Source organism: Streptomyces sp. NPDC041796 (assembly GCF_055590785.1).
The window spans coordinates 1-21965 of the sequence record NZ_JBVJAH010000002.1 but is presented as its reverse complement, the minus strand read 5'-3'; the positions used below and the strand labels follow the sequence as shown (position 1 = coordinate 21965).

General features: G+C 69.6%; 26 protein-coding genes and 4 pseudogenes. 14 read left to right on the top strand and 16 right to left on the bottom strand.

Annotation, left to right across the window (positions count from 1 at the left end):
• Positions 1-41 precede the first annotated feature (41 nt).
• Together pdxR and ACZ6C1_RS03445 are read left to right on the top strand one after the other, a co-directional pair.
• Positions 42-1427, top strand: a complete 1386-nt coding sequence (gene pdxR / locus ACZ6C1_RS03450) for a MocR-like pyridoxine biosynthesis transcription factor PdxR (protein WP_469237228.1) — start codon at positions 42-44, stop codon at positions 1425-1427.
• A 45-nt stretch (positions 1428-1472) separates the two neighbouring features.
• Positions 1473-1618 (top strand): annotated as a pseudogene (locus ACZ6C1_RS03445) (IS5/IS1182 family transposase); the annotation flags it as partial.
• A 79-nt stretch (positions 1619-1697) separates the two neighbouring features.
• On the opposite strand, the gene ACZ6C1_RS03440 reads toward ACZ6C1_RS03445, so the two are convergent.
• Positions 1698-2381: a TetR/AcrR family transcriptional regulator C-terminal domain-containing protein gene (locus ACZ6C1_RS03440; protein WP_469237227.1), complete on the bottom strand. Its 684-nt coding sequence runs from the start codon at positions 2379-2381 to the stop codon at positions 1698-1700.
• A gap of 119 nt (positions 2382-2500) precedes the next feature.
• Here ACZ6C1_RS03440 and ACZ6C1_RS03435 point away from each other — a divergent pair, with 119 nt between their 5' ends.
• From ACZ6C1_RS03435 to ACZ6C1_RS03425, 3 genes and pseudogenes are all read left to right on the top strand, one after another.
• A complete protein-coding gene (locus ACZ6C1_RS03435) occupies positions 2501-3205 on the top strand; it encodes a DUF4386 domain-containing protein (RefSeq protein WP_469237224.1) in 705 nt (234 codons plus the stop codon).
• A 514-nt stretch (positions 3206-3719) separates the two neighbouring features.
• Positions 3720-3887 (top strand): annotated as a pseudogene (locus ACZ6C1_RS03430) (mycothiol transferase); the annotation flags it as partial.
• Positions 3888-4009: 122 nt separating this feature from the next.
• The gene (locus ACZ6C1_RS03425) at positions 4010-4810 is read left to right on the top strand and encodes an SDR family oxidoreductase (protein ID WP_469237222.1); all 801 of its coding nucleotides are present in this window, start codon (positions 4010-4012) and stop codon (positions 4808-4810) included.
• 203 nt (positions 4811-5013) lie between these two features.
• Here the strand turns inward: ACZ6C1_RS03425 and ACZ6C1_RS03420 are convergent, their stop codons facing one another.
• The gene (locus ACZ6C1_RS03420) at positions 5014-5295 is read right to left on the bottom strand and encodes a hypothetical protein (RefSeq protein ID WP_469237220.1); all 282 of its coding nucleotides are present in this window, start codon (positions 5293-5295) and stop codon (positions 5014-5016) included.
• Positions 5296-5699: 404 nt separating this feature from the next.
• On the opposite strand from ACZ6C1_RS03420, the gene ACZ6C1_RS03415 reads away from it, so the two are divergent.
• The gene (locus ACZ6C1_RS03415) at positions 5700-6032 is read left to right on the top strand and encodes a hypothetical protein (RefSeq protein WP_469237218.1); all 333 of its coding nucleotides are present in this window, start codon (positions 5700-5702) and stop codon (positions 6030-6032) included.
• 548 nt (positions 6033-6580) lie between these two features.
• Entirely contained in the window at positions 6581-6736 is a 156-nt protein-coding gene (locus ACZ6C1_RS03410) for a hypothetical protein (protein ID WP_469237216.1), read from the top strand.
• 974 nt (positions 6737-7710) lie between these two features.
• On the opposite strand, the gene ACZ6C1_RS03405 is transcribed toward ACZ6C1_RS03410, so the two are convergent.
• A complete protein-coding gene (locus ACZ6C1_RS03405) occupies positions 7711-7851 on the bottom strand; it encodes a hypothetical protein (RefSeq protein ID WP_469237214.1) in 141 nt (46 codons plus the stop codon).
• Positions 7852-7936: 85 nt separating this feature from the next.
• Between ACZ6C1_RS03405 and ACZ6C1_RS03400 the strand changes: the two genes are divergently transcribed.
• Both ACZ6C1_RS03400 and ACZ6C1_RS03395 read left to right on the top strand, forming a co-directional pair.
• Positions 7937-8068 carry a hypothetical protein gene (locus ACZ6C1_RS03400; RefSeq protein WP_469237213.1) on the top strand — a complete coding sequence of 44 codons (132 nt, stop codon included), beginning with the start codon at positions 7937-7939 and terminating at the stop codon, positions 8066-8068.
• An 836-nt stretch (positions 8069-8904) separates the two neighbouring features.
• On the top strand, positions 8905-9153 hold the full coding sequence (locus tag ACZ6C1_RS03395; protein WP_469237211.1) for a hypothetical protein: 249 nt from the start codon (positions 8905-8907) through the stop codon (positions 9151-9153).
• A gap of 793 nt (positions 9154-9946) precedes the next feature.
• Here ACZ6C1_RS03395 and ACZ6C1_RS03390 read toward each other — a convergent pair.
• Positions 9947-10081: a hypothetical protein gene (locus tag ACZ6C1_RS03390; RefSeq protein WP_469237210.1), complete on the bottom strand. Its 135-nt coding sequence runs from the start codon at positions 10079-10081 to the stop codon at positions 9947-9949.
• Positions 10082-10416: 335 nt separating this feature from the next.
• On the opposite strand from ACZ6C1_RS03390, the gene ACZ6C1_RS03385 reads away from it, so the two are divergent.
• Positions 10417-10695 (top strand): Lsr2 family DNA-binding protein, encoded by a 279-nt coding sequence (locus ACZ6C1_RS03385; protein ID WP_469237207.1) that lies wholly within the window; start codon positions 10417-10419, stop codon positions 10693-10695.
• 1226 nt (positions 10696-11921) lie between these two features.
• On the opposite strand, the gene ACZ6C1_RS03380 is transcribed toward ACZ6C1_RS03385, so the two are convergent.
• Complete coding sequence (locus tag ACZ6C1_RS03380; protein WP_469237206.1) at positions 11922-12143, bottom strand: RHS repeat-associated core domain-containing protein; 222 nt, start codon at positions 12141-12143, stop codon at positions 11922-11924.
• A 2-nt stretch (positions 12144-12145) separates the two neighbouring features.
• A complete protein-coding gene (locus ACZ6C1_RS03375; protein WP_469237205.1) occupies positions 12146-12337 on the bottom strand; it encodes a hypothetical protein in 192 nt (63 codons plus the stop codon).
• 10 nt (positions 12338-12347) lie between these two features.
• Here ACZ6C1_RS03375 and ACZ6C1_RS03370 point away from each other — a divergent pair, with 10 nt between their 5' ends.
• On the top strand, positions 12348-12557 hold the full coding sequence (locus ACZ6C1_RS03370) for a hypothetical protein (RefSeq protein ID WP_469237204.1): 210 nt from the start codon (positions 12348-12350) through the stop codon (positions 12555-12557).
• A 262-nt stretch (positions 12558-12819) separates the two neighbouring features.
• Here the strand turns inward: ACZ6C1_RS03370 and ACZ6C1_RS03365 are convergent, their stop codons facing one another.
• From ACZ6C1_RS03365 to ACZ6C1_RS03340, 6 genes are all read right to left on the bottom strand, one after another.
• Positions 12820-13056 (bottom strand): hypothetical protein, encoded by a 237-nt coding sequence (locus tag ACZ6C1_RS03365; RefSeq protein WP_469237203.1) that lies wholly within the window; start codon positions 13054-13056, stop codon positions 12820-12822.
• Positions 13057-13198: 142 nt separating this feature from the next.
• The gene (locus ACZ6C1_RS03360; RefSeq protein ID WP_469237202.1) at positions 13199-14485 is read right to left on the bottom strand and encodes a hypothetical protein; all 1287 of its coding nucleotides are present in this window, start codon (positions 14483-14485) and stop codon (positions 13199-13201) included.
• Between the two features lie 506 nt (positions 14486-14991).
• A complete protein-coding gene (locus ACZ6C1_RS03355) occupies positions 14992-15288 on the bottom strand; it encodes a hypothetical protein (protein ID WP_469237201.1) in 297 nt (98 codons plus the stop codon).
• Between the two features lie 8 nt (positions 15289-15296).
• Positions 15297-15677 carry a hypothetical protein gene (locus ACZ6C1_RS03350; RefSeq protein ID WP_469237199.1) on the bottom strand — a complete coding sequence of 127 codons (381 nt, stop codon included), beginning with the start codon at positions 15675-15677 and terminating at the stop codon, positions 15297-15299.
• A 108-nt stretch (positions 15678-15785) separates the two neighbouring features.
• Positions 15786-15950, bottom strand: a complete 165-nt coding sequence (locus ACZ6C1_RS03345; RefSeq protein WP_469237198.1) for a hypothetical protein — start codon at positions 15948-15950, stop codon at positions 15786-15788.
• A 245-nt stretch (positions 15951-16195) separates the two neighbouring features.
• On the bottom strand, positions 16196-16927 hold the full coding sequence (locus tag ACZ6C1_RS03340) for a DUF6193 family natural product biosynthesis protein (protein ID WP_469237196.1): 732 nt from the start codon (positions 16925-16927) through the stop codon (positions 16196-16198).
• A 280-nt stretch (positions 16928-17207) separates the two neighbouring features.
• Between ACZ6C1_RS03340 and ACZ6C1_RS03335 the strand changes: the two are divergent.
• The 3 genes and pseudogenes from ACZ6C1_RS03335 to ACZ6C1_RS03325 form a co-directional block, all read left to right on the top strand.
• Positions 17208-17798 (top strand): annotated as a pseudogene (locus tag ACZ6C1_RS03335) (transposase family protein); the annotation flags it as partial.
• A gap of 193 nt (positions 17799-17991) precedes the next feature.
• On the top strand, positions 17992-18627 hold the full coding sequence (locus ACZ6C1_RS03330; protein WP_469237194.1) for an ISL3 family transposase: 636 nt from the start codon (positions 17992-17994) through the stop codon (positions 18625-18627).
• 32 nt (positions 18628-18659) lie between these two features.
• On the top strand, positions 18660-19241 hold the full coding sequence (locus tag ACZ6C1_RS03325; protein WP_469237193.1) for a hypothetical protein: 582 nt from the start codon (positions 18660-18662) through the stop codon (positions 19239-19241).
• 429 nt (positions 19242-19670) lie between these two features.
• Here ACZ6C1_RS03325 and ACZ6C1_RS03320 read toward each other — a convergent pair whose 3' ends face one another.
• From ACZ6C1_RS03320 to ACZ6C1_RS03305, 4 genes and pseudogenes are all read right to left on the bottom strand, one after another.
• Positions 19671-20234, bottom strand: a complete 564-nt coding sequence (locus ACZ6C1_RS03320) for a hypothetical protein (RefSeq protein WP_469237191.1) — start codon at positions 20232-20234, stop codon at positions 19671-19673.
• Between the two features lie 186 nt (positions 20235-20420).
• The gene (locus ACZ6C1_RS03315) at positions 20421-20975 is read right to left on the bottom strand and encodes a hypothetical protein (RefSeq protein WP_469237189.1); all 555 of its coding nucleotides are present in this window, start codon (positions 20973-20975) and stop codon (positions 20421-20423) included.
• Between the two features lie 467 nt (positions 20976-21442).
• Positions 21443-21565: a hypothetical protein gene (locus ACZ6C1_RS03310; protein ID WP_469237188.1), complete on the bottom strand. Its 123-nt coding sequence runs from the start codon at positions 21563-21565 to the stop codon at positions 21443-21445.
• A gap of 3 nt (positions 21566-21568) precedes the next feature.
• Positions 21569-21965 (bottom strand): annotated as a pseudogene (locus tag ACZ6C1_RS03305) (hypothetical protein); the annotation flags it as partial.

Genomic DNA, 21965 nt, shown 5'->3' with positions numbered 1-21965 from the left:
AACCTAAAGAGCCGATTGGGCCGCGGGTAAGATCCAATCGTATGGCGGATCAGTGGCCCAATCCTGGCCTGGACCTGCATCTGGAACTGGATGCTGCCGACGGGCTCCGGACGGGGCTGGAGCGGGCGTTGCGGGCTGCGGCGAGGTCGGGGCGGCTGGCGCCCGGGACGCGGTTGCCGGCGACGCCGAGGCTCGCGGAGGACCTGGGGCTGGCGCGGGGCACGGTGCGGGCGGCGTACGACCAGCTGATCGCGGAGGGGTATCTGACCGCGCGACAGGGTTCGGGCACCGTGGTGGCGCTACGGCCAGGGGTCATGCCGGTGGCCACGGCCGAGCCGGCGCGGGCGGAGCGGCCACGGCATGACCTGCGTCCGGGGAGTCCGGACGCATCGGCGTTTCCGGTGGCGGCGTGGCTGGAGTCGTCGCGGCGTGCCCTCGGCTCGGCTCCGGCCGACGCCTTCGGCTACGGCGATCCGCGGGGACGCGCCGAGCTGCGGACCGCACTGGCCGGGTATCTGGGGCGGGCACGGGGCGTGTCGGCCCGTCCGGATTCGATCGTGATAACCAACGGCTATCTGCAGGGCCTGACGCTGCTCGCCGCCGTCGTCGGCGGGACCTTCGCCATGGAGGACCCAGGTGTTCCCTTGCATCGCGAGGCGGTCCGCCGTACCGGGGCACGAGTGGTGCCGCTGCCAGTCGACGATCTGGGAGCCCGCGCCGATCTCGTCGACGGTCTGGCGGCGGACGCGGTGGAGGTCACCCCGGCCCATCAGTACCCGACGGGCCGGACGCTCCATCCCGGCCGACGGCGCGCCCTGCTGGACTGGGCGCGCTCGTCCAGCGGCTTGATCGTCGAGAACGACTACGACGCGGAGTTCCGCTACGACCGCAAGCCCGTCGGCGCGCTGCAAGGCGCCGGCCCCGAGGACGTGGCTTACCTGGGCACGACGTCCAAGACGCTCGGCCCGGCGCTGCGGATCGGTTGGATGGTCCTGCCGCCCCGCCTGATCGACCCGGTGGTCGACGCCAAGCTGCACGTCGACCACCACACCGAACATCTCGGCCAGCTGACCCTGGCCGACCTGATCACTCGTCACGGCTACGACCGGCACATCCGCACCTCCCGTCAGCGGTACCTCCGCCGCCGCGACGAGCTCCGCCGCCGCATCGCCGACGTTCCCATCTCCCTGACCGGCATCGCCGCGGGCCTGCACGCCCTGGCCGTCCTTCCCCCGGGCGGGCCCACCGAGGCCGACGTCCGCACGGCCGCAGAGGCACACGGCCTCGCCCTCGGCTACCTGTCGGAACGCCGCGCGCTCCCCTCTACCGCACAAGGAGTCATCATCGGCTACGGCCGTCCTCCCGAACACGCCTACGCATCGGCCCTGGACGCCCTGGCCGCGACCTTCACTGCCTGCTTCCGCTGACCCACACGCCCAACCCGCTCAGCGTAAAGCGGGCTATTCCCCTGAATGCGTGGGGTGTTGAGGGCTGAGCCGTTGTGCGTGGAGACATTCACGGGGCTGCGGATGCGGTCGAGCGACTGCTGAAGGTGGTCCATGAGCGAGGTGGGAACGGTCCTGGTGGTCGTCGGCCATGGTGTCTGCCGCTGGCCGACCTGGCCCGGCGCCCCGCCCAGGGCCGACAACGCCCTGCATACACCACCGGCTCCGGGCGGCGAGCGGTCACCCCACCTGCTACGCCTTCCGCGTGGACGTCCAGCCTTGGCGGCGGAGGTTTTCGAAGCCATCGAGGAGGAGGTCCAGGGCGAATTCGAACTCGAATTGGTCGTCGCAGCCGCCACCGACGGTGGAACCCCCGTCGTGTGCGGCCGTCGCGGCCAGTTCCGCGATGTGCGGGTAGCGCGCCGCCAGCCCGGGGTCCGGCGGGCCTGAAGGGCCCGAGGTGTCGAACAGTTCCTGGCTGAAGCCGAGCAGGCGGCTGCCCATCGCGTGCATGACGTGGTGCGTAAGGTCTGCGGAGAGGCCGCCGTCCCGGAAGCTCCCGGCCATCGAGTCCAGGTACGACAGCACGGCCGGGGTGGGAGCGGTCCGCGACTCGATGACCCGGGCCGCCCAGGGGTGGCGCAGCAGGACCCGCCGGGCAGAGAGGATCCGCCCGCGGACCACGCGCTGCCAGTCGGGGCCCCCAGCCGGGGGGTCGATCTCGCCGACCACGGTGTCGACCATGCCGTCGAGCAGCTCCTCCTTGTTGGCCACGTGCTTGTAGAGGGCCATCGGTACGACGTCCAGCTCCTGCGCGAGCCTGCGCATGCTGAGCGCGTCTATGCCGGTGGCGTCGGCGAGCGCGACGGCGGCGCGCAGAACGCGGTCCCTGTTCAGGGGGATCCGATGCATGTGTGTGGATTCCTGCCGGGTCATTCCGGTTCGGCCCTTTCCCTCCTCGACAGCGCCCTCTCCTTGACGAGTGTACGACGTACACCTATGCTCCACGTCAGGTGTACGGCGTACACCACCACCGAGTGAGGGGTACCGAGTAGATGAGTCCGGACCGGAGAACCGCGGTGGCCACCGGGTCGCTGTTCCTGCTGACCGAGGCCGCCGCGATAGCCGGGGCCCTTCTGTACCGCCCCCTGCTGGGAGCGGTGGACGGCCGGCTCGCGCACGGCGCCGACACGCGGGCGCTGCTAGGGGTGCTTTGCGAGGTGGTACTGGTGGCGGCGGTGGCCGGTACCGGGGCGGCGCTGTTCCCCGTCCTGCGGCGCCACGGCGAGGGGCTCGCGTTCGGGTACGCCTTCGGGCGGTTGCTGGAGGCGGCCGTTATCGCCCTCGGGATCGTCGCCGTCCTGGCGCTCGTCACCCTGCGGCGGGACGCGGGCGCGGCGGCAGGCGCCGACGTCGCGCTGGTGGCCGTGCACGACTGGACGTTCCTGCTCGGGCCCAACATCGCCCTCGGCCTGAACACCGTTCTACTTGCCTACCTGGCGTACCGCGCACGGCTCGTGCCGCGCTTCATCGCCGTGCTGGGGCTGGTTGGCGGGCCGCTGATCTGTGCCTCGGCCGTCGCCGTGATGTTCGGGGCCTACGCGCAGCTCTCCGTGGCCGGGGCGGCGGCCGCGCTCCCGGTGCTCGCGTGGGAGCTGGGGCTGGCCGGGTGGCTGATCGTCAGGGGGTTCGGGCCCGGCTCAGGCGCCGCGGCCCGGGCAGACAGAGAGGTGGCTGATCCAGCAGGTGTCCGTCGGTGAAGTGAGCCCGAGCGTGACGGCGTAGCCGCCCGCGCCCGGACGCCCCCGTCCTGCCGGCCCCCTGCCGGCGCCGCCGTGCCGCTGCTCCGGCCGATCCTGCGCCGTCCTGTCGACCGGCGTCCCGGTGCCGTCGTCCCAGTGTCCGGTTGCCCCCGCCCGGGCCGGGCCGCGCCGTTCCGCTGGCCTCGCCAGCTGTCCGGCTGTCCAGATGTTGAGGTTGGCTGGCCATCTCCCCGTTCGCCGCCGTGCTGCCGTGCCGCTGTGCCGTGGTGCTGGTCGTGTGTCGTGGTCCGCGCTGGGCTTGCTGTTGCGGTGCCGGGGAGGCGCCGCCCGCTGCTGTCGCGTCGGGGGTGGGGTGCTGCGTGGTCAGTTCGGGTGCGGGCGGCTGGGGAGCGGGTGCCGAGCAGCTTGAGGCGGGTGGGGGCGTGGCGCATCCGGCCTGTTCCGGGGCCAACGGGCCGCCGCCGGCCAACGGCCGGCCTCCGGGGGGAGATTCGCCCGGGCGACCCAACGGAGCCTCCGTTTCGTTCGCGGGATCCGGAACGCGGACCTGGACCGCGTCGTGGACGACTCGTGGTCGCCTCCGGTCACACGTGGCGTGTGCCTCGTCAGTGTCGTGGCGGAGGACCTCCAGTACGCGGGGCAGGCGGCTTTCGTCCGGGGCTGCCCGGAACGCCGCTGACACGGAGCGGCATGACGGGGCGCGTGCCACCACTGGGCGGCTGGGGGTGTCCCAACGTGCCGAGGCATCGGCGGGGTGCGACATTCGGATGACAAAGCCGCGCATTCCCGGAGGTGCCGCCGATGGATACCGTTCTGGTCACGGGTGGGACCGGGCATCTGGGACAGGACCTGATCGGCCTGCTGAAGCCCGCCTGGCGAGTGCGCGTGCTCGCTCGCTCCCCCGGCACCGATCCCGACGTGGAGTGGGTGCGGGGCGATCTCGCCACCGGAGCCGGGGTCGGGGAGGCGATGGCCGGGGTCCGCACCGTGGTGCACGCGGCGACGTGGTCACCGGCTGCGCGGCGCGGCTACCTTTTGCCGACCGACCTGTGGCGCAGTCCGCCGGACGTCGACGTCCATGGCACTCGCCGGCTGCTCGAGGAGGCCGCCAGGGCGGGAGTCGGTCACTTCGCCTACGTGTCCATCGTCGGCGTCGGACAGAGTCGCCTGCCGTACCTGCGGCTGAAGCACACGGCCGAGGAACTGGTACGCGCGGGGAAAGTGCCCTGGTCGGTGCTGCGGGCCACCCAGTTCCACTGGCTGACCGACCGCATGCTGGGCAAGGCCGCGCGGATGCCCGTCCTCGCGCTCCCGACGGACATCGAGACGCAGCCGGTGGCCTCGGGGGACTTCGCCGCCTACGTGGCCCAGCGCGTCGCCGACGGGCCCGGTGGGCAGTGCGAGGACTTCGGCGGGCCGGAGGTGCTCCCCTTCGGTGAGCTGGTCTCGCAGTGGCAGCGGACCCGCGGCCGGCACCGCCGTGTCGTGAGGGTGGCCGTACCCGCCCGGGCACAGCGGGCGGCCCGCGCCCTGACCTGCCCGGCCGGCCTGCGCGGCCATGTCACCTGGTCCGCGTGGCTGGGCAGCCACCCACCCGAGTGACACGAGGCGGTCCTGGGTGTTGAGGAACATCCGCGCCGAGTCGTGCGCTTGTACGCTCCATGATTGCCTGCTGCCGATCTCGTCGGGTCTTGAGGGTGCCGGACTGTGGTCTCGCCGGTGCGGCCGTCCCGTGCCCCCGGCCCGCCGCCCGCCGCGCCGCGGACATAGAACGCCGGGTGCGCCAGGCCCTTACAGACTGGCAGTTAAGACGCCTGGCCCTGCCATCGTTCAACGGCACCAGGGGAGAATGGGTCGCTCGGCAACGGTCGGAACGGAGATCTGTCAAGCACCTTGGTGGCGTACTGCCGCAGGCGATCTTCCTCGGCGCCGGTGAAGCCATGGCCCAGCGCCCAGCCGCACAGCTCGTCGACGGTCCACCGGTTGCCTGCCTCGTGCAGTTTCAGCAGCGTGTGCACAGCGAACGCCTTGTCGGAGCCGCTGGCGAGGGCGTTGGAGTGGTTCACGTGTTGCTCTAGCTCGGTCATTGCCACCTCGACCACCGGCCCAACAACGGCTCGTCCGCCTCCGGGTGTACGGACCCATCGACCACGCTCACCGCTCGGCGTGGGCGCAGCCACGCGGTCAGAAGGGGAGCGGTGCCCCACGGGATGACGCAGATGGCCGTCGCCCGGCCCCCGGAGATCCCCTGCGAGATCACCCACGATCTCCCGGGTCGGCCACGGCGCCAGTACGGGGCCGCCGTCCCACCCCGACAGGCTGCTGCGCTTGGTGACGACGGCGCCTCGAAAGATGTTCGGCTTCCTGCCTACCCTTTCCCCTGTTGTAAGGATGAATTGCGGAAAAGCCGATCTTGGTTGAGTCCATCAGGTACTCCGCTGTGTGTCAGGGGTGAGGTGCCGAGGCAGAGTGGTGCGGTGTTCAGGCGCTGGTGGGCGAGGCGCTGCGGTGGGATGTCGAGTCGACGTGCCCGGCCTGCGGTTTTGCCCTGGCTCTCTGTGGCGGTGACCTGCCGGACGAGATGCGTAGCCGGCTGCTCTCGGAGCGCGGGCGGGCAAGGTTGCAGGTCAGCCCGCCGACGAGTAGCTGCACCGTCATGCGGGTGCTGCGGGCGGAGCTCGGCATCGGCTTGGACGGCGTCAGGGCCGTGCTGGAGCAGGTCCTGGCCGGGCAGTACTCAGGGACCCTGCCCGAGATGGAGCTCCTGGCCCGTAAGCTGCGGGCATCAGGCATCGAAGCGGCCGCTTCTCGGACGGTGGATTGAGCGAGATTCCGCGGCGGTCGGTCTCGGCGTCGAGCTGAGCCTTTTCGCACCGGCGTTGTGCCTTCTGGCGGCAGGTCGTGGAACATGTCTGGCGTCGGGGCCCGTTGGGCAGCCAGCCGAGCTCCGGCCCGCCCGGCCAGCGCGAGCCCCACTCGCTCCAGGGCGCGGCTGAGCCTCTTGGTGAACCGTGCGTGCGGGGCGGCCAGCATGGAGAGCGGCTCAGCGAACGTCGGACGCGGGCAGCCCGCCGCCCCGCAGGTGAAACGCCGAATCGTCAGCCGGATCGCAAAGCCCTGCTCAGCGAGCGGGCAGTTCCTTCAAGGAGCACGCCGCGCCCGGCCGGACCGGGGGCGTCCACCTGCATCGAACGCAGATCGCCATGCTGACCGGCCTTGAAGGCTCCACGACGGACACGCATTCTCCCGACCGACCCAGTCCAGGAAGATCCACCGGCAGATCAAGAACGGCAAAGTCGTCCGCGGCTACTACGGCTACGGCCCCACCCCCGCCGACGAGCCCGCCCCAGAGCCGGGAGAGTAGCCCCCACCGTGCCCAGCGCCACCCGCACGATGAAGGTCACCGCCCGTCTGTCCGACGGGCGGCTCCTCATCGCCAATCTCGACCCCCGCGTCCCCGCCCAGCACAGTCCCCTCAAACGCGCCCTCCAGGCCGTTGGCATCCCCTTCACCAGCCGCGACCAGTAGCGAGCGACCCAAGCGACCGAAGACCAGAACACGCAAATCCGGGATGCGGGGGATACCGGCCCGACAACCGGCCCCCCGTACGCCAGCATCAGAAGCGCACAGCCTGGCCGGGAGCCCAGTGTCCCCGCGCGCAACTCCCGGCCAGGCCGTAACCCCCACACATGACCACGCGTTCCCGGGGCACAAGGACGTCGACCCGAGCTCGGCCGCCCCCCGACCGCCGCCGAGCACACCGGCCCCGCCACTCACCCCCGAGCGGCGGGGCCACACATTCCCACGGCGCTTAGGCCGTGTATCGCAAATGGCTGGTAGCGACCTGTGGGGCATGTTCGGGAACCCGGTCGCCGGTCGTGTCGTGAACCTGCGATGGTGTTCGTCATGGATTCCGAGCCGCGTACTGATCTTGCTCGTCACTATGACCGAGGGGTTCCGTTGGCTCGGTTCGCGGGTCAGATACTTGTGGTCTGTCCGCAGTGCGGAGGCCGCGCTCTCGTGATTCCCCGGCCAGGCATTCCTGATCTCAAGTACTTCGGCGAGCTCTTGTTCCAGCCGCGTCGTCTGGCTTGTGGAGGGTGCGGTGCCGCCGCCGACTGGGACCCTGAGGTGCGGGGGGCTGGGCTGGTCGGCGCGGTGCTGGGAGGTAGTGAGGATCCGTTTTTCCAGCGGCCTCTGTGGCTGCAGACCCGTTGCGTCGGTCAGATCTTGTGGGCCTACAACGGGGAGCACATCGCCGAGCTGTCCGCCTACGTCGGTGCGCAATTCCGAGAGCGTGGCGGCGTACGGCCAACGAGGGCGATGTTCGCCCGGCTGCCGGCCTGGATGAAGAGGTCGGACAATCGCTCGCAGGTGCTGGCCGGCCTGGAGAGACTGCGGGAGCTGGCCGAACGGACGGCACCTGCCGACCGCTCCGATGTCGCGCACGGTCGCGGTGACCGCCCACGAGCGCACAGGAGTCTGTACTTCCGGGGCGGCCCCTACGAGTCCTGAAGGCTCCGGTCGCAACCATTCGTTGACGACCGGATCGTCACCGTGATCTCTGGCGCCGACGTCGCGACATTGTCGTCCGCGCCCTGGAAGAACGCCGCGACGAGCAGGCCGCCGACGCCAGCGTCCACCGACGGCAGGAGAACGAACGCCTCGACGCCCTCCTCGAAGCCGTCTGGGCCAGCCGCGACAACCTACGTTGGAGAAGCCGTCGACATGAAGGCCGTCGACACCGTACTCAACCTGATGGATCGCCGCGCCAAGCTCAATGGCCTTGACATGCCCGTCAAGGCCGAGCTGTACGGCCCGGACAGCTTGACCCCCACACCAGCACCCGGCACAGCCTGACTGTGCTCGCGGTCCGCAAGTTCCTCCACGTGCGGCGCGCGGTCGATCTCAGCCTTGCTGCTCTGGCCCCGCCCGTGCTCGCCGCCGCTGGCATCGCGCTGGACGGCGGCCCGGTGAGCCGTACGCGTCTGGTCCGCGTATGCGCCTCGCCTGGCTGGCTTGCCGCTCGTCCTCCAGCAAGCCGAGGACGACCTGCGCGTTGACGACGTCAACGGCTCCGAGGTCGCCGCGAACTTGGGCAAGTCCTAGGCGAGGTGCTTGGTGGCCGCATTGCGGGTCTCGGCCTCGGTTGCGTGGACGGCGATCGTCAGCACGCTGTTGGAGCGTTCAGGCTTGCCGCCGAGGCGGTCCCGGGGCGGGAACACAAGAAAACCAGACCCGATATACGCATACTCTTGATATGCATACTCACAGTCTGCATTTTTGAGGTGTTGCAAATGTCCGGGGCGGCCGCCAGGTCGCCAACTCAGCCAGCCACCCCGGGCCCTACCACCGCCGAACCACCGAAGGGACCATCATGGCCCGCAATCTCGACGACCTTGCGAGACCCTCAACCAGACCACCGGTCAGGCCACCCAGGCCGCCGTCGGCTGTGCCAAGGTCAGGGCCGTCCTGTGCGCCTCCGCCAACGGCGACACCGCCAAGGCCCAGCAGATCGCTGGGTCTATGACCAGTGTGGAACTCCAGCGCTTCCAGCACCGCCACGCCTGATCCACCTTCCGCCCCGGGGACGGCGGACAGGTCGCCAAACCCAGCCCACCGTCCCCCTCCCAACCCGCTCCAACCGGAGCAGGGGGCCGGAACCATCGCCCCTCATGTCCGCGAGGAGCAAGAACATGACCCCCCGACCCGACGACATCCATCAGGCCCGCGCACAGCTGAAGAAAAAACTCGCCGACGCCAAAGCCAAGCGGGACAAGATCTTCGAAGAGACCGAGAGAGTCCGGGAAGCCGCCGAAGCCGACTACTGGAGGACCGTCGCCGCGACGCTGGCTGGCGCCTACCACGGTGCCCGCACCGACGCCGTGGCCGTCCTCGGAGTAACCCGCGACTACATCCTCAAGAGGACTAAGAAGTACAGCTAGCACACTCACCGCTGGGGCCGGCCGCCAGGTCGCCGGCCACTCAGCCGACCGCCCTCAGCACCTCCCACCCGACCAGCTCCAACGAGCCAGCCACGGGCAGGCGTGACCGCCCCGCGTAGGGGCGATGACCTACCCTGGGTGGCCGGCCCGCCTCTCTGACGGCGCGCCACCCAGGCTGTCGATCCCCCATGGACACGGGACAGCCTCCAGCGGCCCTCCGGTCTCACCGCGGGCCTGGCCCAGCACCACACCGCACTCATGGTCGATCGACATCCACCGGCAGCGCTCCTTCTTCCCGTTGGCGGCCCGATTGGCCTGCGGCACGCCTCGCCTCGTTCCTCAGAGCTGCCCACCCGGCCGTGTTGCCCGGTCTGCCAACCAACTGGCCCGGACGACGTGGGGGACCGGACAGGCCGGCCCAGCACTCGCTACCAGAAACGGAGCACCTCGTGACCCCGACCACCCTGATCCGCACGGCGCCCGCGGCCCCACCGACCGCAGCGCCCTGGTCCACGACATCCGCCTGCGACCGCCGCCGGCACCGGCAACCCGACCCAGGACGTGCCCCACCTGCTCGCCCACATCGAACTGCTGGAGCAGCGCCTGGCCGCTGCCGAGACCCTCTTCCCGCGCATCACCCACTTCACCCCCGGCGAGCCGGTCGAGCTGACCATCTACCGCGCCGAGTACGAGCACGGACAGCTGCCGCTGGGCCTCTACACCAACCGCGACGCCGCCTGCGCCCACGGCGTAGACCTCCGTACCCGCGAAGGCCTGCCCACCGGCGCGACCCTCACCCGACCACCTGGCCGCCCAGCTCGGCGACGGAGCCCACACCCACGCCGACCGCGACGGCGACATCCACGGGGGTCAGCCAGATCGGAGCCTGGTCGTGAGCGGCCGCCTCACCCCCCTTCCCCCGGTTCACCGGTGCCGAGCCCTGCCAGGCACCCGACACCGATCCCGACTGGTGGACCAGCGACGACCCCAACGACCGAGCCGCTGCTGAACTGGCCTGCCGCCGCTGCCCCTCGCCACCAGCGAGGCCTGCCTGGCCTGGGCCATCGACCACCACACCGACGCCGGCACCGCCATCTGGGCCGGCACCACCCACACCCGGCGCTCCCAGCTGCGCCGGAATTCGCCACCACCACCCCGAAGGAGGAGCCGAAGTGAACGACGCATACGTGCCGCCATCGTCGACATGCTCAACCACGGCGCCACCCCCGACGACATCCTCGCGCAGCTGCCCGACGTGACCACGTGCGAGATCGCCACCATCGCCGAAACCGAGGGACTCACCCAGGCCCACCACAAGGCCCGCGCACCCCAGAACCCGAACGGCACCCCGCATCTGGCGCGCGCCCTGAGTGCCCTGGCCTGGGGCGAGAACAGCCACACCATCCGCATAACGAGATCCGGACCTGGGCCCGCACCCAGGGGATGGCCGTCTCACAGGTCGGCTCCATCCCCAAGCACGTCATGGATGCCTGGAACAACCGGCACCGCAAAGCGGCCGTCCCCGCACGCCGGGTCGGGTAACCGATGGCCGCCTCACCCGCCAACGCGGCTGGAGGCCAGCCGCTCACCGGTACGGGGCGGTCACCCCGCTCCGTACCGGCGACGGCGCCGACATCGGCGCGTACGCGCGGTGTACACCACCCGGCCAGTGCCTGGCGGGGAATTGGAGGCGATGGTCGCCGCCCTCCGCCCCGAAGCGTGGACCGCTGATGCGCACAGTGGCAGCCCTGGAGACCGACCTGCGGTTTCAGGAGAGGGGGTATGGGAGTGAGTGATCAATCCCAAGAAGTTCTGAACACGCCTACTACGCGGACATCGCCCACTACATGGGCGACGTGCCCCTCCCAGCACCCCCTCCGCGCGCTGGCTCGACGGACCTGAAGCGCTCGCTGGCATCCCCTTGTCCAGAACCGCCGGGCTCGTCTCCGCGCCGGAGGATAACCCGGTCCCGGAGTACAGGGCGTGAGGTCGAGGGCGCGACCGGCTCAACGCTCCACCGATCCGGGGCCGTGGTGCCGGTGATCACCCCATCGGTACGGTGCGGATTCGGCTGGGATGCGTACTGGGAATGCTCTGACGCCCAAATGTGGTGCCGGGCCACGGCTAAAGCGCCCGGGAGGTCCAGGTCGAGCATGGTGATGCCCGGCGGCGCAGCTAGGTGTTCCGCCGTGCAGCCGATTACGCTCGCCGACATGGCGTGTGCCTTCTGGCGACGTTTACCTTTTCTTGGCCGTAACGTAAAGAACAATCGCGATCGCTATGAGAAACCCGATCACGACCAGCCAGACGTAGCCACCGAAAGCAAGGGACGTCCCGGTCAGAACTGCCGAATTCACGTTCACTTCCTCCGCTTGATGACCAGCATCAGCAGCGCGATGAGCAAAACAGCCCCTACGGCAACAGGAACTTGCCAACCCCCGCCGTCGCTCCCCTGAGAGGCAAGGACGAAAAGACCGAGCGCTGCACATATGGTAATTGCCATACCCACGCCGAATTGTTTATTTCGGTTCATTTCGATCCCCCTTCTGCCAGTGGGGCGCCTCCCTCCAGGGAACGCCCCACTGGGGGTCTACAAGGAGCTCAGCTTCTCGCGGCGGCCGTGCCGGCTGCGGCTGCAGCCCCCAGACCGGCTGCGACTACGTGGCAACCACTGGTCCCAGCGCCGACCGACGCACCGAGGGTCGGGACCGCTCCGGCCGCAGCTGCGGCGAGGCACAGGCCTTCGACGCCGACGCCGGTGAGGATGCCTACCTTAGTAGCGAAGGCGGGTCCTCGTTTCCTGTGACCGTTTCGTAGGTCAGCTTGGCGAACTCCCATCCGCCTGACAGGTCGGGGAATGAGAGAGGACCAGTCGGGTCGCTTTGATTGACCGGGTCACCGTTGGCGTACAGGCACGGATTGGTTTCCTGGCCGCTAGGGTCGGGTTGGGTGAAGAGTCCGGTGTTGGGGTCGTAGTAGCGTGCGCCCATTTTTACAGCCCAGTGGGGTCGGCGTAGGTGCCGGCGAAGCGGTAGGGCTGGGGGATGGCCTCGGTGGTGGTGCGGGCGCGGCCGGTGGGGTTGTAGGCGTAGGTATGGGTGCGTGTGCCTTGGTCGTCGACGAGGCCGAGGACGTTGCCGGTCGCGTCGGTGAGGTAGTAGTAGCTCTTGCCCCCGGTTCGCATGGAGTTGAGTGTGCCCGCGGGTTCCCGGATGAATCCGGTGTCGGTGCCGGCGGTGGTGGTTCCGGTCAGGCCGAGGGCGGTGTGGTGGAACCAGGTTTCGCCGAGCTTGGTGCGTTCGCTGTTGTCGGTGCCGGCGTGGACGGCGTCGCGGGCGGTGCCACTGGTGGCGATGGTCTTCAGCTGGCTGTGGTCGGTCCAGGTTTCGCTGGAGCGGGCGTAGCCGGTGCCCGGGGTGGCGGCGAGTTCGTTGCCGGATTTGTCGTAGGCCCAGGCGTCGGTGGAGCCGTTGGCGGAGATGAGTTGGGAGGCGTCGTTGTAGCCGAAGGTCGGCGTGGCGGGGCAGGTGCTTGCGGAGGAGTCGTAGTGGGTGAGGTTGCCGGCCTTGTCGTAGCAGTACAGCCAGGAAGCCTTGCGGGCACCGGCCGCGTCGGCTTCCTTGGCGTAGGACAGGCGGCCTTGTGAGTCGTAGGTGTAGCTGGTGGTCAGCTTGGTGGCATTGTCCGTGCGGTGCGGATCTTGGTGCCGTCCTTGGCGGTGCCGCTGACCGTGTAGCCGTAGGTGTAGGCCAGATCGACCAGGGGGGTGGTGCCCGAGGTGGTTTTGATGGCCTTGGGGCGGCTGGACTCGTCGACGGTGACGGCCTGGGTGGTGCCGCCGGGGTAGACGGTGTGCGTACGGGTGATCGCCTGGCAGGCGCTCAAGGCGGGTGAGCCGCTCACGGTTCTGTCGCTTGAGCCCGAGCTGTACGCGGTAACGGGAATCACCCCGCTGAATCCCACCTGATCATCGCGTCACATCCAGACGCTGGCGCACCTCACAGTCGGCGGCCGTTTCCAGCGGAAACGGCCGCCGACTTCATCCTCAGCGCACGCTGCGCAGGTATTCGCGCCGTGTGGTGACCAGCGTCCGCCAGCGGCTGCGGGTGGGTTGTTCGCCGTTCCAGCCACCGCGCCATGGGGGCGCCGCTGACAGACTGACGTAGGCCCAGGCGGCGTCGGTAAGCCAGCCGAGGTCGAGCCGGAAGTCGCGGGCGAGAGGGAGGCCCTGGCGCAGGCAGCCGACCAGCACCATCCGGTCGCGGCTGGTGGCCTCGGCAGCAGCCCGTTGCGTGCCCAGCGCTGCCAGGGCTCGCTCGGCGGTCTGGCGCCAGTCGCGGTCGGTCCAGCGGTCGTCGGTGGCGTCGTCGGCGCTGGGGATGGTGGAGCGGATCAGGCCGTGGAGTGGTAAGGCCACAGCCCGAAGGTGTTCTCGCGGACGAAGGGCCGTTCGATCAGTCGCTGGGCCGGAGCCTCGTGCGGGAGGCCGGCGGTGGCGGTGCCGGTTGAGGTCGAAGGCGTCCAGCAGGCTGACGGACCGCAGAACGTGGCGTTCGTCCGGGGTGAGGTCGGACAGGGTGCGGGCGATCAGGGCGCCGAAGTCGTGGTCGAAGTCGACCGTGACCGGCTCGCGGGTGCGGCGGATCTCCAGGAAGCGGAGCACCGACAGATCGAGATAGAGGGGCAGGCCGTGGGAGCGGTCGGTGATGACCTGGCGGATTTCGCCGCTGATGAGGGGCTGGCCGTCGCGGGAGAACTGGCGGGCGAGGTAGTCGTCGCAGTCCTCGAGTGAGAAGTCGCCGACCAGCACCTGCCGCCCGCGACCCCGGGTTGCCGCTCCTGCCGTACGCGCCGTCGGCACGGCGGCTGGGGCGGCGAGACCGGGCCAGGGCGCGGCTCCGGTGTAGTCGAGTTGGCCCTGCAGGGCGGGATCGGCCCACTGCAGGCGCGAGCGGCCGGCGACGATGAAGAACGCGTTCGACATCAGCCACACCACCCGCTGGATGAGGCGCTCCAGGTCCCGGTGGATTCGGTCGCCGACGTCCTCGAAGGTGTCCAGCAGGATCACCAGTGTGACCTTCTTGTCCGCCAGCACCTGGGTGAGCTCCCACGCCAGCAGATGCGGATAGAAGCTGAGCGACTCCACGTCGGGCTCGGCCTCCAGCAGGTCGGCGAGCCGCGCGCACCGGGCGAGCGCGCGTACGGTCTGACGCCGCTCCCGCAGCGCCCGTACGAGGGAGCCGGTGACCTGCCCAACGGCCGTACCTACGGTGCCGGGCAGGAGCAGCACCTGGGCGACGTCGGCCGTGGCCGACTGCATCTGCTGCGGCATCGCCTTGCTGAACCGGCCTGCCAGGCCACCGCGGCGCAGGTACTCCCTCCAGTGGCTCGCCGGGGTACTGCGCCTCCCAGTAGCGGCGCAGCGCCACGTCGAAGGCGGGCAGCGGGCGGCCGAGGGTACTGAGCGCGGCGCGAATCGTCAGTACCAGGTCCTCGAACGAGGTGCCGGCCGAGCGCGCGAGGTCGATCCGTATGGGCAGAATTTGCTCACCAGCCCAGGTGGGTTCGCCCCACTGCGCGGGCCGGTGCTCGGCGCCGGCGAGCGCGGCCTCCAGCTTGCGGGACAGCGTCGTCTAGCCGATGCCGCCCACCCCGTCGAACACCATGATGTTGTCGCGCGGGGCCTCGAGGTCTTCGACGTCGAAGCCCGGGGCAGCGGTGTGCCGCGGGTGCCGCGGCGCTGGCTACAGCCATCGTCCTGAACCCGAGCCGGTAACAGCCGACGGTCTCGGACCCTGACGCCGCCACCACGAGTCGACCGACATCACGAGTTCAAGTTCAGTAGCTCGCCGCGGGGACCACCGTTCCGGAGCCGAAGCGGGAGTTGAGCGCGTCGACGGCCTGCTCGGCGCGCAGCCGGTGCTCCCGGACGGGATCGAAGGAGAGCTGTTCAGCGACCCCGGCGGCGTCCGCGAGCTGCTCGCGGTGCAGGGCCACGGCCCGTACCCGGGCTCGCTGCAGCCCCAGCGTCTGGTGCATCTCATATGCCACATCGCGCAGATCGTCGGTGTGCGCGGACGGGCCGCCGGGCAGCTGGCGGCTGCGGTGGATCTGGGTGTGGTTGGCGAAGGTCACGGTCAGCGTCAGGGCCCTGGCCGCCTGCCGGCGCGGCTGCGCAGCCGCTCGCCGAGCTCGACCGCCGGCGACAGCAGCGCGGACCGCACCAGTTCCGGGTCCAGGGTGTCGGTGGGGAAGCGGCGCTGCGCGGCCGCGCTGTGGGGCAGTTCGGCCGGCACCACGCGGCGCCGGTTGATGCCGCGGGCCCGCTCGCTCAGCAGCCGGCCCGCCTTCCCGCCCAGCACCCGCTGCACTGTCGCCTCCGGCAGGTTCGCCACCAGCCCGATCGTGTGCACGCCATACGCCGTCAGCGTCTGCTCCTGGGCGCGGCCGATCCCGTGGAGTTCACCGACCGGCCGGGGGTGGAGGAGTGCCGCCGACAGCCTCGGGGTCAGAGCCGAGCGCACGCACACCGCCTCGTCCCGGCTCACAGGACGCCATGGCCGCGATCGTTCAGTTCGGGCCCACCCCGATCACCACGGGCAGGCCGTACAGAGCAAGCACTCTCGTCCTGATCATCCGGGCCAGACCGCCGGATCGCGGTCGAAGAACCGAAGGCTGCCGGAGACGTCCGCCACGACAGCGGACGGCGGCAGGGCCTGCACCACCGGCGTCACGTCCGCCACCAGGCCGCGCAGCAGCCGGCACAGCTCGGTATCGACGTCCCGCGGGCAGCGCACATGGAAGATCGGTAACCGGCACCCACGGCCTGGTCGTGCTGCTCGTCCATGGCTGCATCTCCCACTCCCGCCGTCCTCGAACAAGAATCAAACGAAGAATCTCCTCCGCAAGCGCGTCCTGCTCTACTCGTGAAGCGCAGGTCAGACAACTGTGCGTGGCCGGTTGGACTTCCCCGTCCGCAGCCGTCTGACGGAGAGCCAACTGGCCACGGGTTCGGTGACGGCCAGTGATTTAGTTCGGCTCGTCATCCATCTTGTTCGAGGGTTCCCGCGACGGCCGGACCAAGATCGGCGGGGAGGTGGCACACCGCCAGGGCGACGACTTCCTCGGCTGTGGCTGCCTCGCCGAGAACATCGTCGGAGAGCGGATGCTCCTTCAGGCGGAACGGGCTGCCATGGTGTGACGGGACGATGGCCACCTCGATGCGGAATGGGTACCCAGTGCAGGAGCTGAAGCCGAGCGTCCAGTGGCTGGAAAACACATAGAGCTGCCGCAGCCGCGGTTCGGCATGAGCCGCTTCCACGAGTTCGCCGAACCCTGTGAAATCCGGTTCCTCAGCCGCCTGCTCCCGCATCGTGCGCCACTGCAGCTCCACCACCGCGGCCGGACCGCGTTCGTGAGCTTCAGCGCGCTCGCTGGAGCGCAGAAACGACAGCTCTGCCCGCAGCTCCCGCAGGCTCCTGCTCCGCCCCCACGCCGCCCCGGCCCTGACGACATCCGCCAAGTCGGGCGTGGCTCCCGTGATGAGTTCGACTCCGCGACTCCAGCCGGAGACACTGAACCAACGGCTCTCCGCCCCGATGTGAACGGATAGCGGCTTGCGCTCAGGGACCGACGAGGCGATACCGGCCGAAACAAGCGGGCCCCAGTCACCGGGCACCGCTATGAGATCGACACCGAGTTCGGCCGCCAGCTGCTCCAGCGCCGCGGCCAGGCTGCCCGCAGCAACCAGATCAGGGTAGAGGTCAGAGTCCACCTCCACATTCTGCCGTCGTGACGCCACCAAGAGAACGGCGATCAGGCTTCACAGCAATGGCCGTGGGCATGCGTCTCCGAGTTTCTGTTGCTCACTGCCGGGGGAGCCATTGACATCACATTCAGTTAGCCCCCACGGAAAGTGAACCAGAAACCCAAACTGGTTCTGGCTCACTTTCCGTGACGCACGCACGCTGAGTGACGGCTGCTGCTCCTATCAGGCTCCGGGAAGTTGCCTGAATGACCAGGGCCGATCTTGGTGTGGTCGAAAGTGCGGCGTCGTGGAAGAGACGTCGCCTCCCCTGGAGGGCCTGCTGTTACCGTCCATCGCGGACGTGTCGGTGCTGTCGCTGGACGTGAGCCACGAGGCGATACGCATCGACGTCTGTAGTACTGCGGCCGGGGCGGCATGCCCGGACTGTGGGAGCGAGTCGACCCGGGTGCACAGCTCTTATCTGCGGTTTCCCGCGGACGTGCCGAGTGGGGGGCGTCTGGTGGTCCTACAACTGCGAGTTCGGCGGTTCTTCTGCCCGGAGTCCTGGTTGCGGTCGACTCTCACCGCGGTGGGCCTCGCCCTCGCCGGCCGGGCTGGCGCCCGGTTGGCGAGGGCCTTCGGGGTGTCCATCAGCCGCAGCGCGGTGTTGCGGCTGCTGGATGCGTTGCCCGAACCCGAAGTCCCGGCCCCGCGGGTGGTTGGCGTTGATGAGTACGCCACACGCAAAGGACGGGTCTACGGCACGGTGCTCGTCGACGTCGAGACCCGTCGGCCGGTGGACCTGCTGCCTGACCGGGAGGCGTCCAGCCTGGCCGCATGGCTGGCAAAGCCACCCGGGATCGTCTGCCGGGACAGCCCGCCGTTCTTCGCGGAAGACGCCACGGTGGGGGCACCGCAGGCGACGCAGGTCGCCGACCGCTGGCATTTGTGGCACAACCTCGGGGAGGGAGAAGGCGGGCTCTCCATGGCGGAGCGAGCGATTCGCCAACCGCATCCGGGCCACGCATGCCACGGTCCACGCGCTGCTGGAAGCCGGTCACAGCCGCCGTTCCATCAGGCGCCAGCTGAGCATGACCCACCGCACGGTCAAGAGCCTCGCCGACGCTGCGAAGCCGGAAGACCCCTTTCGTGGTCAGTGGCAGCACAACAGGCCCTCCGTTCTCGACGAGTACAAGCCCTACCTGGACGAACGCTGGGACGAGGGCTGCACCAACGCCTGGAAGCTCTGGGAGGAGATCGTTCCCTTGGGCTATCGAGGCAGCTACGGCCGGGTCAGCGCCTACCTACGAGAGAAGCGCACTTCGCCCTGGCCGGTCACCGCGCAACCGCCGGCACCCCGCGTGGTGACGAGATGGATCCTGAGCCGACCCGAGACGCTGACCGAGATCGAACAGCTCCGGCTCAAGACCATTCTGGCCAACTGTCCTGAACTCGATGCCCTGACCGGTCACGTCCGATCCTTCGCCCAAATGCTCACCCAGGGCGAACAGTGGCTCGACGCCGTCCGCCAGGACGACCTTCCCAGCCTTCACACTCTCGCGGCCGGCATCGACCGAGACCGCGACGCGGTCATCGCCGGCCTGACCCTGCCCTGGAACTCCGGCGTCGTCGAAGGACACGTCAACCGGATCAAGATGCTCAAGCGCCAGATGTTCGGACGCGCCGGATTCGCCCTGCTCCGCAAGCGAGTCCTGTTGGCTCACTGATCGGTGTCAGACGCGCGCGATAGCTTCCCGACATGGGTGTGTATCTGGTGAGCGTCGGCGCGGAGGAATGGTTCGGTGATGAGGAAGACGGATGGGGCGAAGTCGCTTCAGCACTCAACGCTGAACTCAGGCGGCGGGGCCTGCCTGCCTACGAAGACGTCCCCCCAGAGACGGACTTCGCACCTGGCTCAGGTCAAGCTTTCGAGGAGAAGCTGACCCCCTCTATGACCGGGTTCCTCGCCTTGTGCGAGACGCACCTGTCACGAGAGGAATCGGAGATCCTCTGCGGCTGGACCGTGCTCGTTCCCTTCTCGCTCGATGAAGCGATCTGGTTGCCCATCGACTCCGCCGACTACGACTCCATGGTCGCCGGCGCCCCGCAGGTCCTACCGCTCGCCGCGAAGCTGGCGGCAGTCATCGATCTGCCACCTCAAACCCCGGCAACATGCGACAACCTCGACCTGAGCACGTGGTTCAGGCATCAAGCAAAGGAACTGGCCACTCCTCGGACAGGGCCGTGGAGCAAGGACCTGGACACAGCCTTCTACGTCGCACTGTTCCTGCGCGCTGTCCAACACTCGATCCGACGTGGCTGCCCCATCGTCTGCAGCTGAATACCCACCTTCCTTCCTCACTGGTCTCCCAGTGGAGATCACTCACCGTGCACGGATCACAAAAAGTGAGCCAGAACCCTTTGAACTGAACGAAGCCATGGCGCTCCAGCACCCTCGCGGGGGGTGGCGCGCCCCGGGGCCGTCTCGAGGCGACCCTGGGGGTGACCATCACCGGCGCTCGGCCGGGGCCCGTTGCTGATCGTGTCGGGTGAGAAGGACACCAGCGTCCCCGCGCCATCGCGCACGCCTCGTACCGCAAGCAGGTCCGCAGCGAGCCTGCGGCCACGGAGATCGTGGAGATGCCCGCCCACGCCCTGACCATCGACCACGGCTGGCGCGAAGTCGCCGACACCGCGCTCGCCTTCGTCCGGCGCTCCACCGACCCGCCGGTCCGCCGGTAAGGCATCCCGCGGCCGCGGCCTGGTGCGGCTACCCGCGCGTGCAGGTGAAGACGGTACGGCTGGTCGCCGTCGACGTGGACGATGCGGAGCGTGCCCTGGCGTACTCGACCTGGAGGTTCTGGCCGGCCCCGGCCGAGGTGTCGCTCGGCGGCCGCCAGGGCAGCACCAGGGAGGCGCTGCGGCCCACCCGGGCCGGCACGCCGAGGGCTGTGGCCTGTACCGACTCGTTCGGGTCCTGGGGTGATTCGGGGCCGTGGATGGCGAGTGTGTCACCCATCAGGGCCCACTGGCCGCCCCAGGGCGAGTCCTGCCCACCGCCCATGGTGAGCGTCCAGCTGCTCGCGGTGATCTCCGCGGTGAGGACGGCGGCCGTGCCGTTGCCCGCAAGCTCGACGACCACCTTCCAGGTGCCTCGGACGGAGGCGCTGAAGGCCTGTTCGAGGGGTCCGGAACCGCCGGCGGAGCCGCGGGCCGCGCCTCCGCCCCCGGTGCCCGTGCCGTCCGCGGACTTCCCGCATGCCGCGAGCACCGACGCCCCCAGACCGACCGCCAGGTACCGCAGGGCCGTGCGCCTGCCCATCACACGCGTCACGGCCCGAGCCTGTCGTACGGCTCGCTTGTCCATCGCTCGTCCCCCGGACTCTCGACAGCACAAGATCAGCAGCAGCGTACATGCCAAGAGCGCCACCGGCCGGGCCCGACCGGGCGGCCCCCAACTCCGGCTCCGTCTCCCGCCGGAGGCGATCCGCAGTACGGCGAGGCAACGGCGGCAGGGCCGTCAGAGCGTCGGGAAGAGCAGGGCGAAGAAGAGCCACAGCAGCACGGCCCAGAAGGCCGCCGCCACCAGGGAGACGAGCAGGGAGCTGCGCCACCGCAGTACCAGGAAGGGGAAGAGCACCAGGGCGGCCCAGTGGCCGGCCACGTCGAGGGAGAGGCGGGCCGCGCCGGCGAGGGTGCTCGCCCGCCCTGCCGCGAGGTGGCGCAGCAGCCGCTGGGAGACGTAGCCGTACAGGCCGAACACCACGGGGAAGAACCACAGCGGCGTGAGCGTCACGAGCTCGGTCTCGGACAGGTCGTCGAACATGACCAGATAGACGACCGCGGCTCCGGCCAGGCCGACGAGCAGAGCCGTCATGTAGACGGCGGTCAGGCCGGCCGGCTCGGGGGCACCGGCCGGGAGGGGGACGGGCGAGGCGTACGGGACGTCGGGGGACGGGGCACGGACGATCCGGTGGCAGTAGGGACAGCGGACGTCCTGGCCCGCGTGGTCGGCGGGTACGGCCAGCACGTGCCCGCACGGCGCGTGGAACTGCTGCTGCTGTCTTGAAGTCATGCTCCGGTGTCCTCTCCGAGGGCGCTGCCGAGCGCTGCGTCGTACCCGCTTCCAGGCCACTTGGAGGACGTCGTCCGAGCCGCGCGCGGTTTCGGCGCACCAGGATGGTGTGCCCGCGGTGACGAGCGAGGGATGTCCGCGTGCGACGCGGCTCCTGAGCCGAGGCAGGCCGCCAAATTCTTCCTGTTGCAGGCGATGCGCAGCAGTCAAGAAGTGGCGGAAGCAGCCGGCTTCCTCGGGGCGGCCGGCTTCGGCAAGCACGTCGGACAGGACCCAGGCCACGTACCAGGTGTCGCACTCGGGGTGCGCCCGTGCCTGCTTGATCGCTCATCGAGCAGGCCGCAGTCTGCAATGAGCGGAAGCCGCATATGGGAAAGGTCCCAGTCCTCGTTGCCGCCGTGGCGAGCCCTGAGGGCATCGAGGTGGGCCAGGACGTCCCGGGGCCGGCCGGGGTCGGCATACAGGGTTCAAAGAGTGTGGACGATCCAGTCCTCCGCGCCGCCGGGCCGTTCGGCGAGCGCGCGCATCACCTCGATCGCCTCGTCGCCCCGTCCGTGCCGGACCAGGAGCTCGGACAGCGGTACAGCCACATGTCACATTGCGTCCGGCGTGGCACCGAAGGTGCGGCAGGCGGCCATCGCGCCTTCCACGTCGCCGCGTTCCTCCAGCACTTCGGCAAGGCACTGCACGGCGTGCCCGTGGTGCTCGGACGCCGCGTACGCACGCATGGCTTCACTGGCGTGAGATGGGAACGATTGATGCAGGGTTCGGACAACATGGTGATCGAGAGGGCCCGGAATGTTGCCCGTTTTCAGGAACACCTGGTCGGCTCGTCGGGTGTGAAGAGGGCTGGTGAGCGGGACGGATATCGTCCTGCTATGACACAAGGGTTCGATCTTGCCGCGTCGCTTGCCAGAGGCGTTGAAGGCCGCAGTGGTGCATGGACCTTCATCCAGGGCTTCGCCGCCCACTGGTCCGGCTCCGCCCTGG

Coding starts and splice junctions, on each gene's coding strand:
- ACZ6C1_RS03330 (WP_469237194.1), top strand. CDS start 17,992: ATGACCCACCGCACGGTCAAGAGCCTCGCCGACGCTGCGAAGCCGGAA.
- ACZ6C1_RS03420 (WP_469237220.1), bottom strand. CDS start 5,295: ATGACCGAGCTAGAGCAACACGTGAACCACTCCAACGCCCTCGCCAGC.
- ACZ6C1_RS03435 (WP_469237224.1), top strand. CDS start 2,501: ATGAGTCCGGACCGGAGAACCGCGGTGGCCACCGGGTCGCTGTTCCTG.
- ACZ6C1_RS03425 (WP_469237222.1), top strand. CDS start 4,010: ATGGATACCGTTCTGGTCACGGGTGGGACCGGGCATCTGGGACAGGAC.
- ACZ6C1_RS03360 (WP_469237202.1), bottom strand. CDS start 14,485: ATGCCGCAGCAGATGCAGTCGGCCACGGCCGACGTCGCCCAGGTGCTG.
- pdxR (WP_469237228.1), top strand. CDS start 42: ATGGCGGATCAGTGGCCCAATCCTGGCCTGGACCTGCATCTGGAACTG.
- ACZ6C1_RS03395 (WP_469237211.1), top strand. CDS start 8,905: ATGACCCCCCGACCCGACGACATCCATCAGGCCCGCGCACAGCTGAAG.
- ACZ6C1_RS03375 (WP_469237205.1), bottom strand. CDS start 12,337: ATGCGAACCGGGGGCAAGAGCTACTACTACCTCACCGACGCGACCGGC.
- ACZ6C1_RS03325 (WP_469237193.1), top strand. CDS start 18,660: ATGGGTGTGTATCTGGTGAGCGTCGGCGCGGAGGAATGGTTCGGTGAT.
- ACZ6C1_RS03400 (WP_469237213.1), top strand. CDS start 7,937: ATGAAGGCCGTCGACACCGTACTCAACCTGATGGATCGCCGCGCCAAG.
- ACZ6C1_RS03440 (WP_469237227.1), bottom strand. CDS start 2,381: ATGACCCGGCAGGAATCCACACACATGCATCGGATCCCCCTGAACAGG.
- ACZ6C1_RS03315 (WP_469237189.1), bottom strand. CDS start 20,975: ATGACTTCAAGACAGCAGCAGCAGTTCCACGCGCCGTGCGGGCACGTG.
- ACZ6C1_RS03380 (WP_469237206.1), bottom strand. CDS start 12,143: ATGGGCGCACGCTACTACGACCCCAACACCGGACTCTTCACCCAACCC.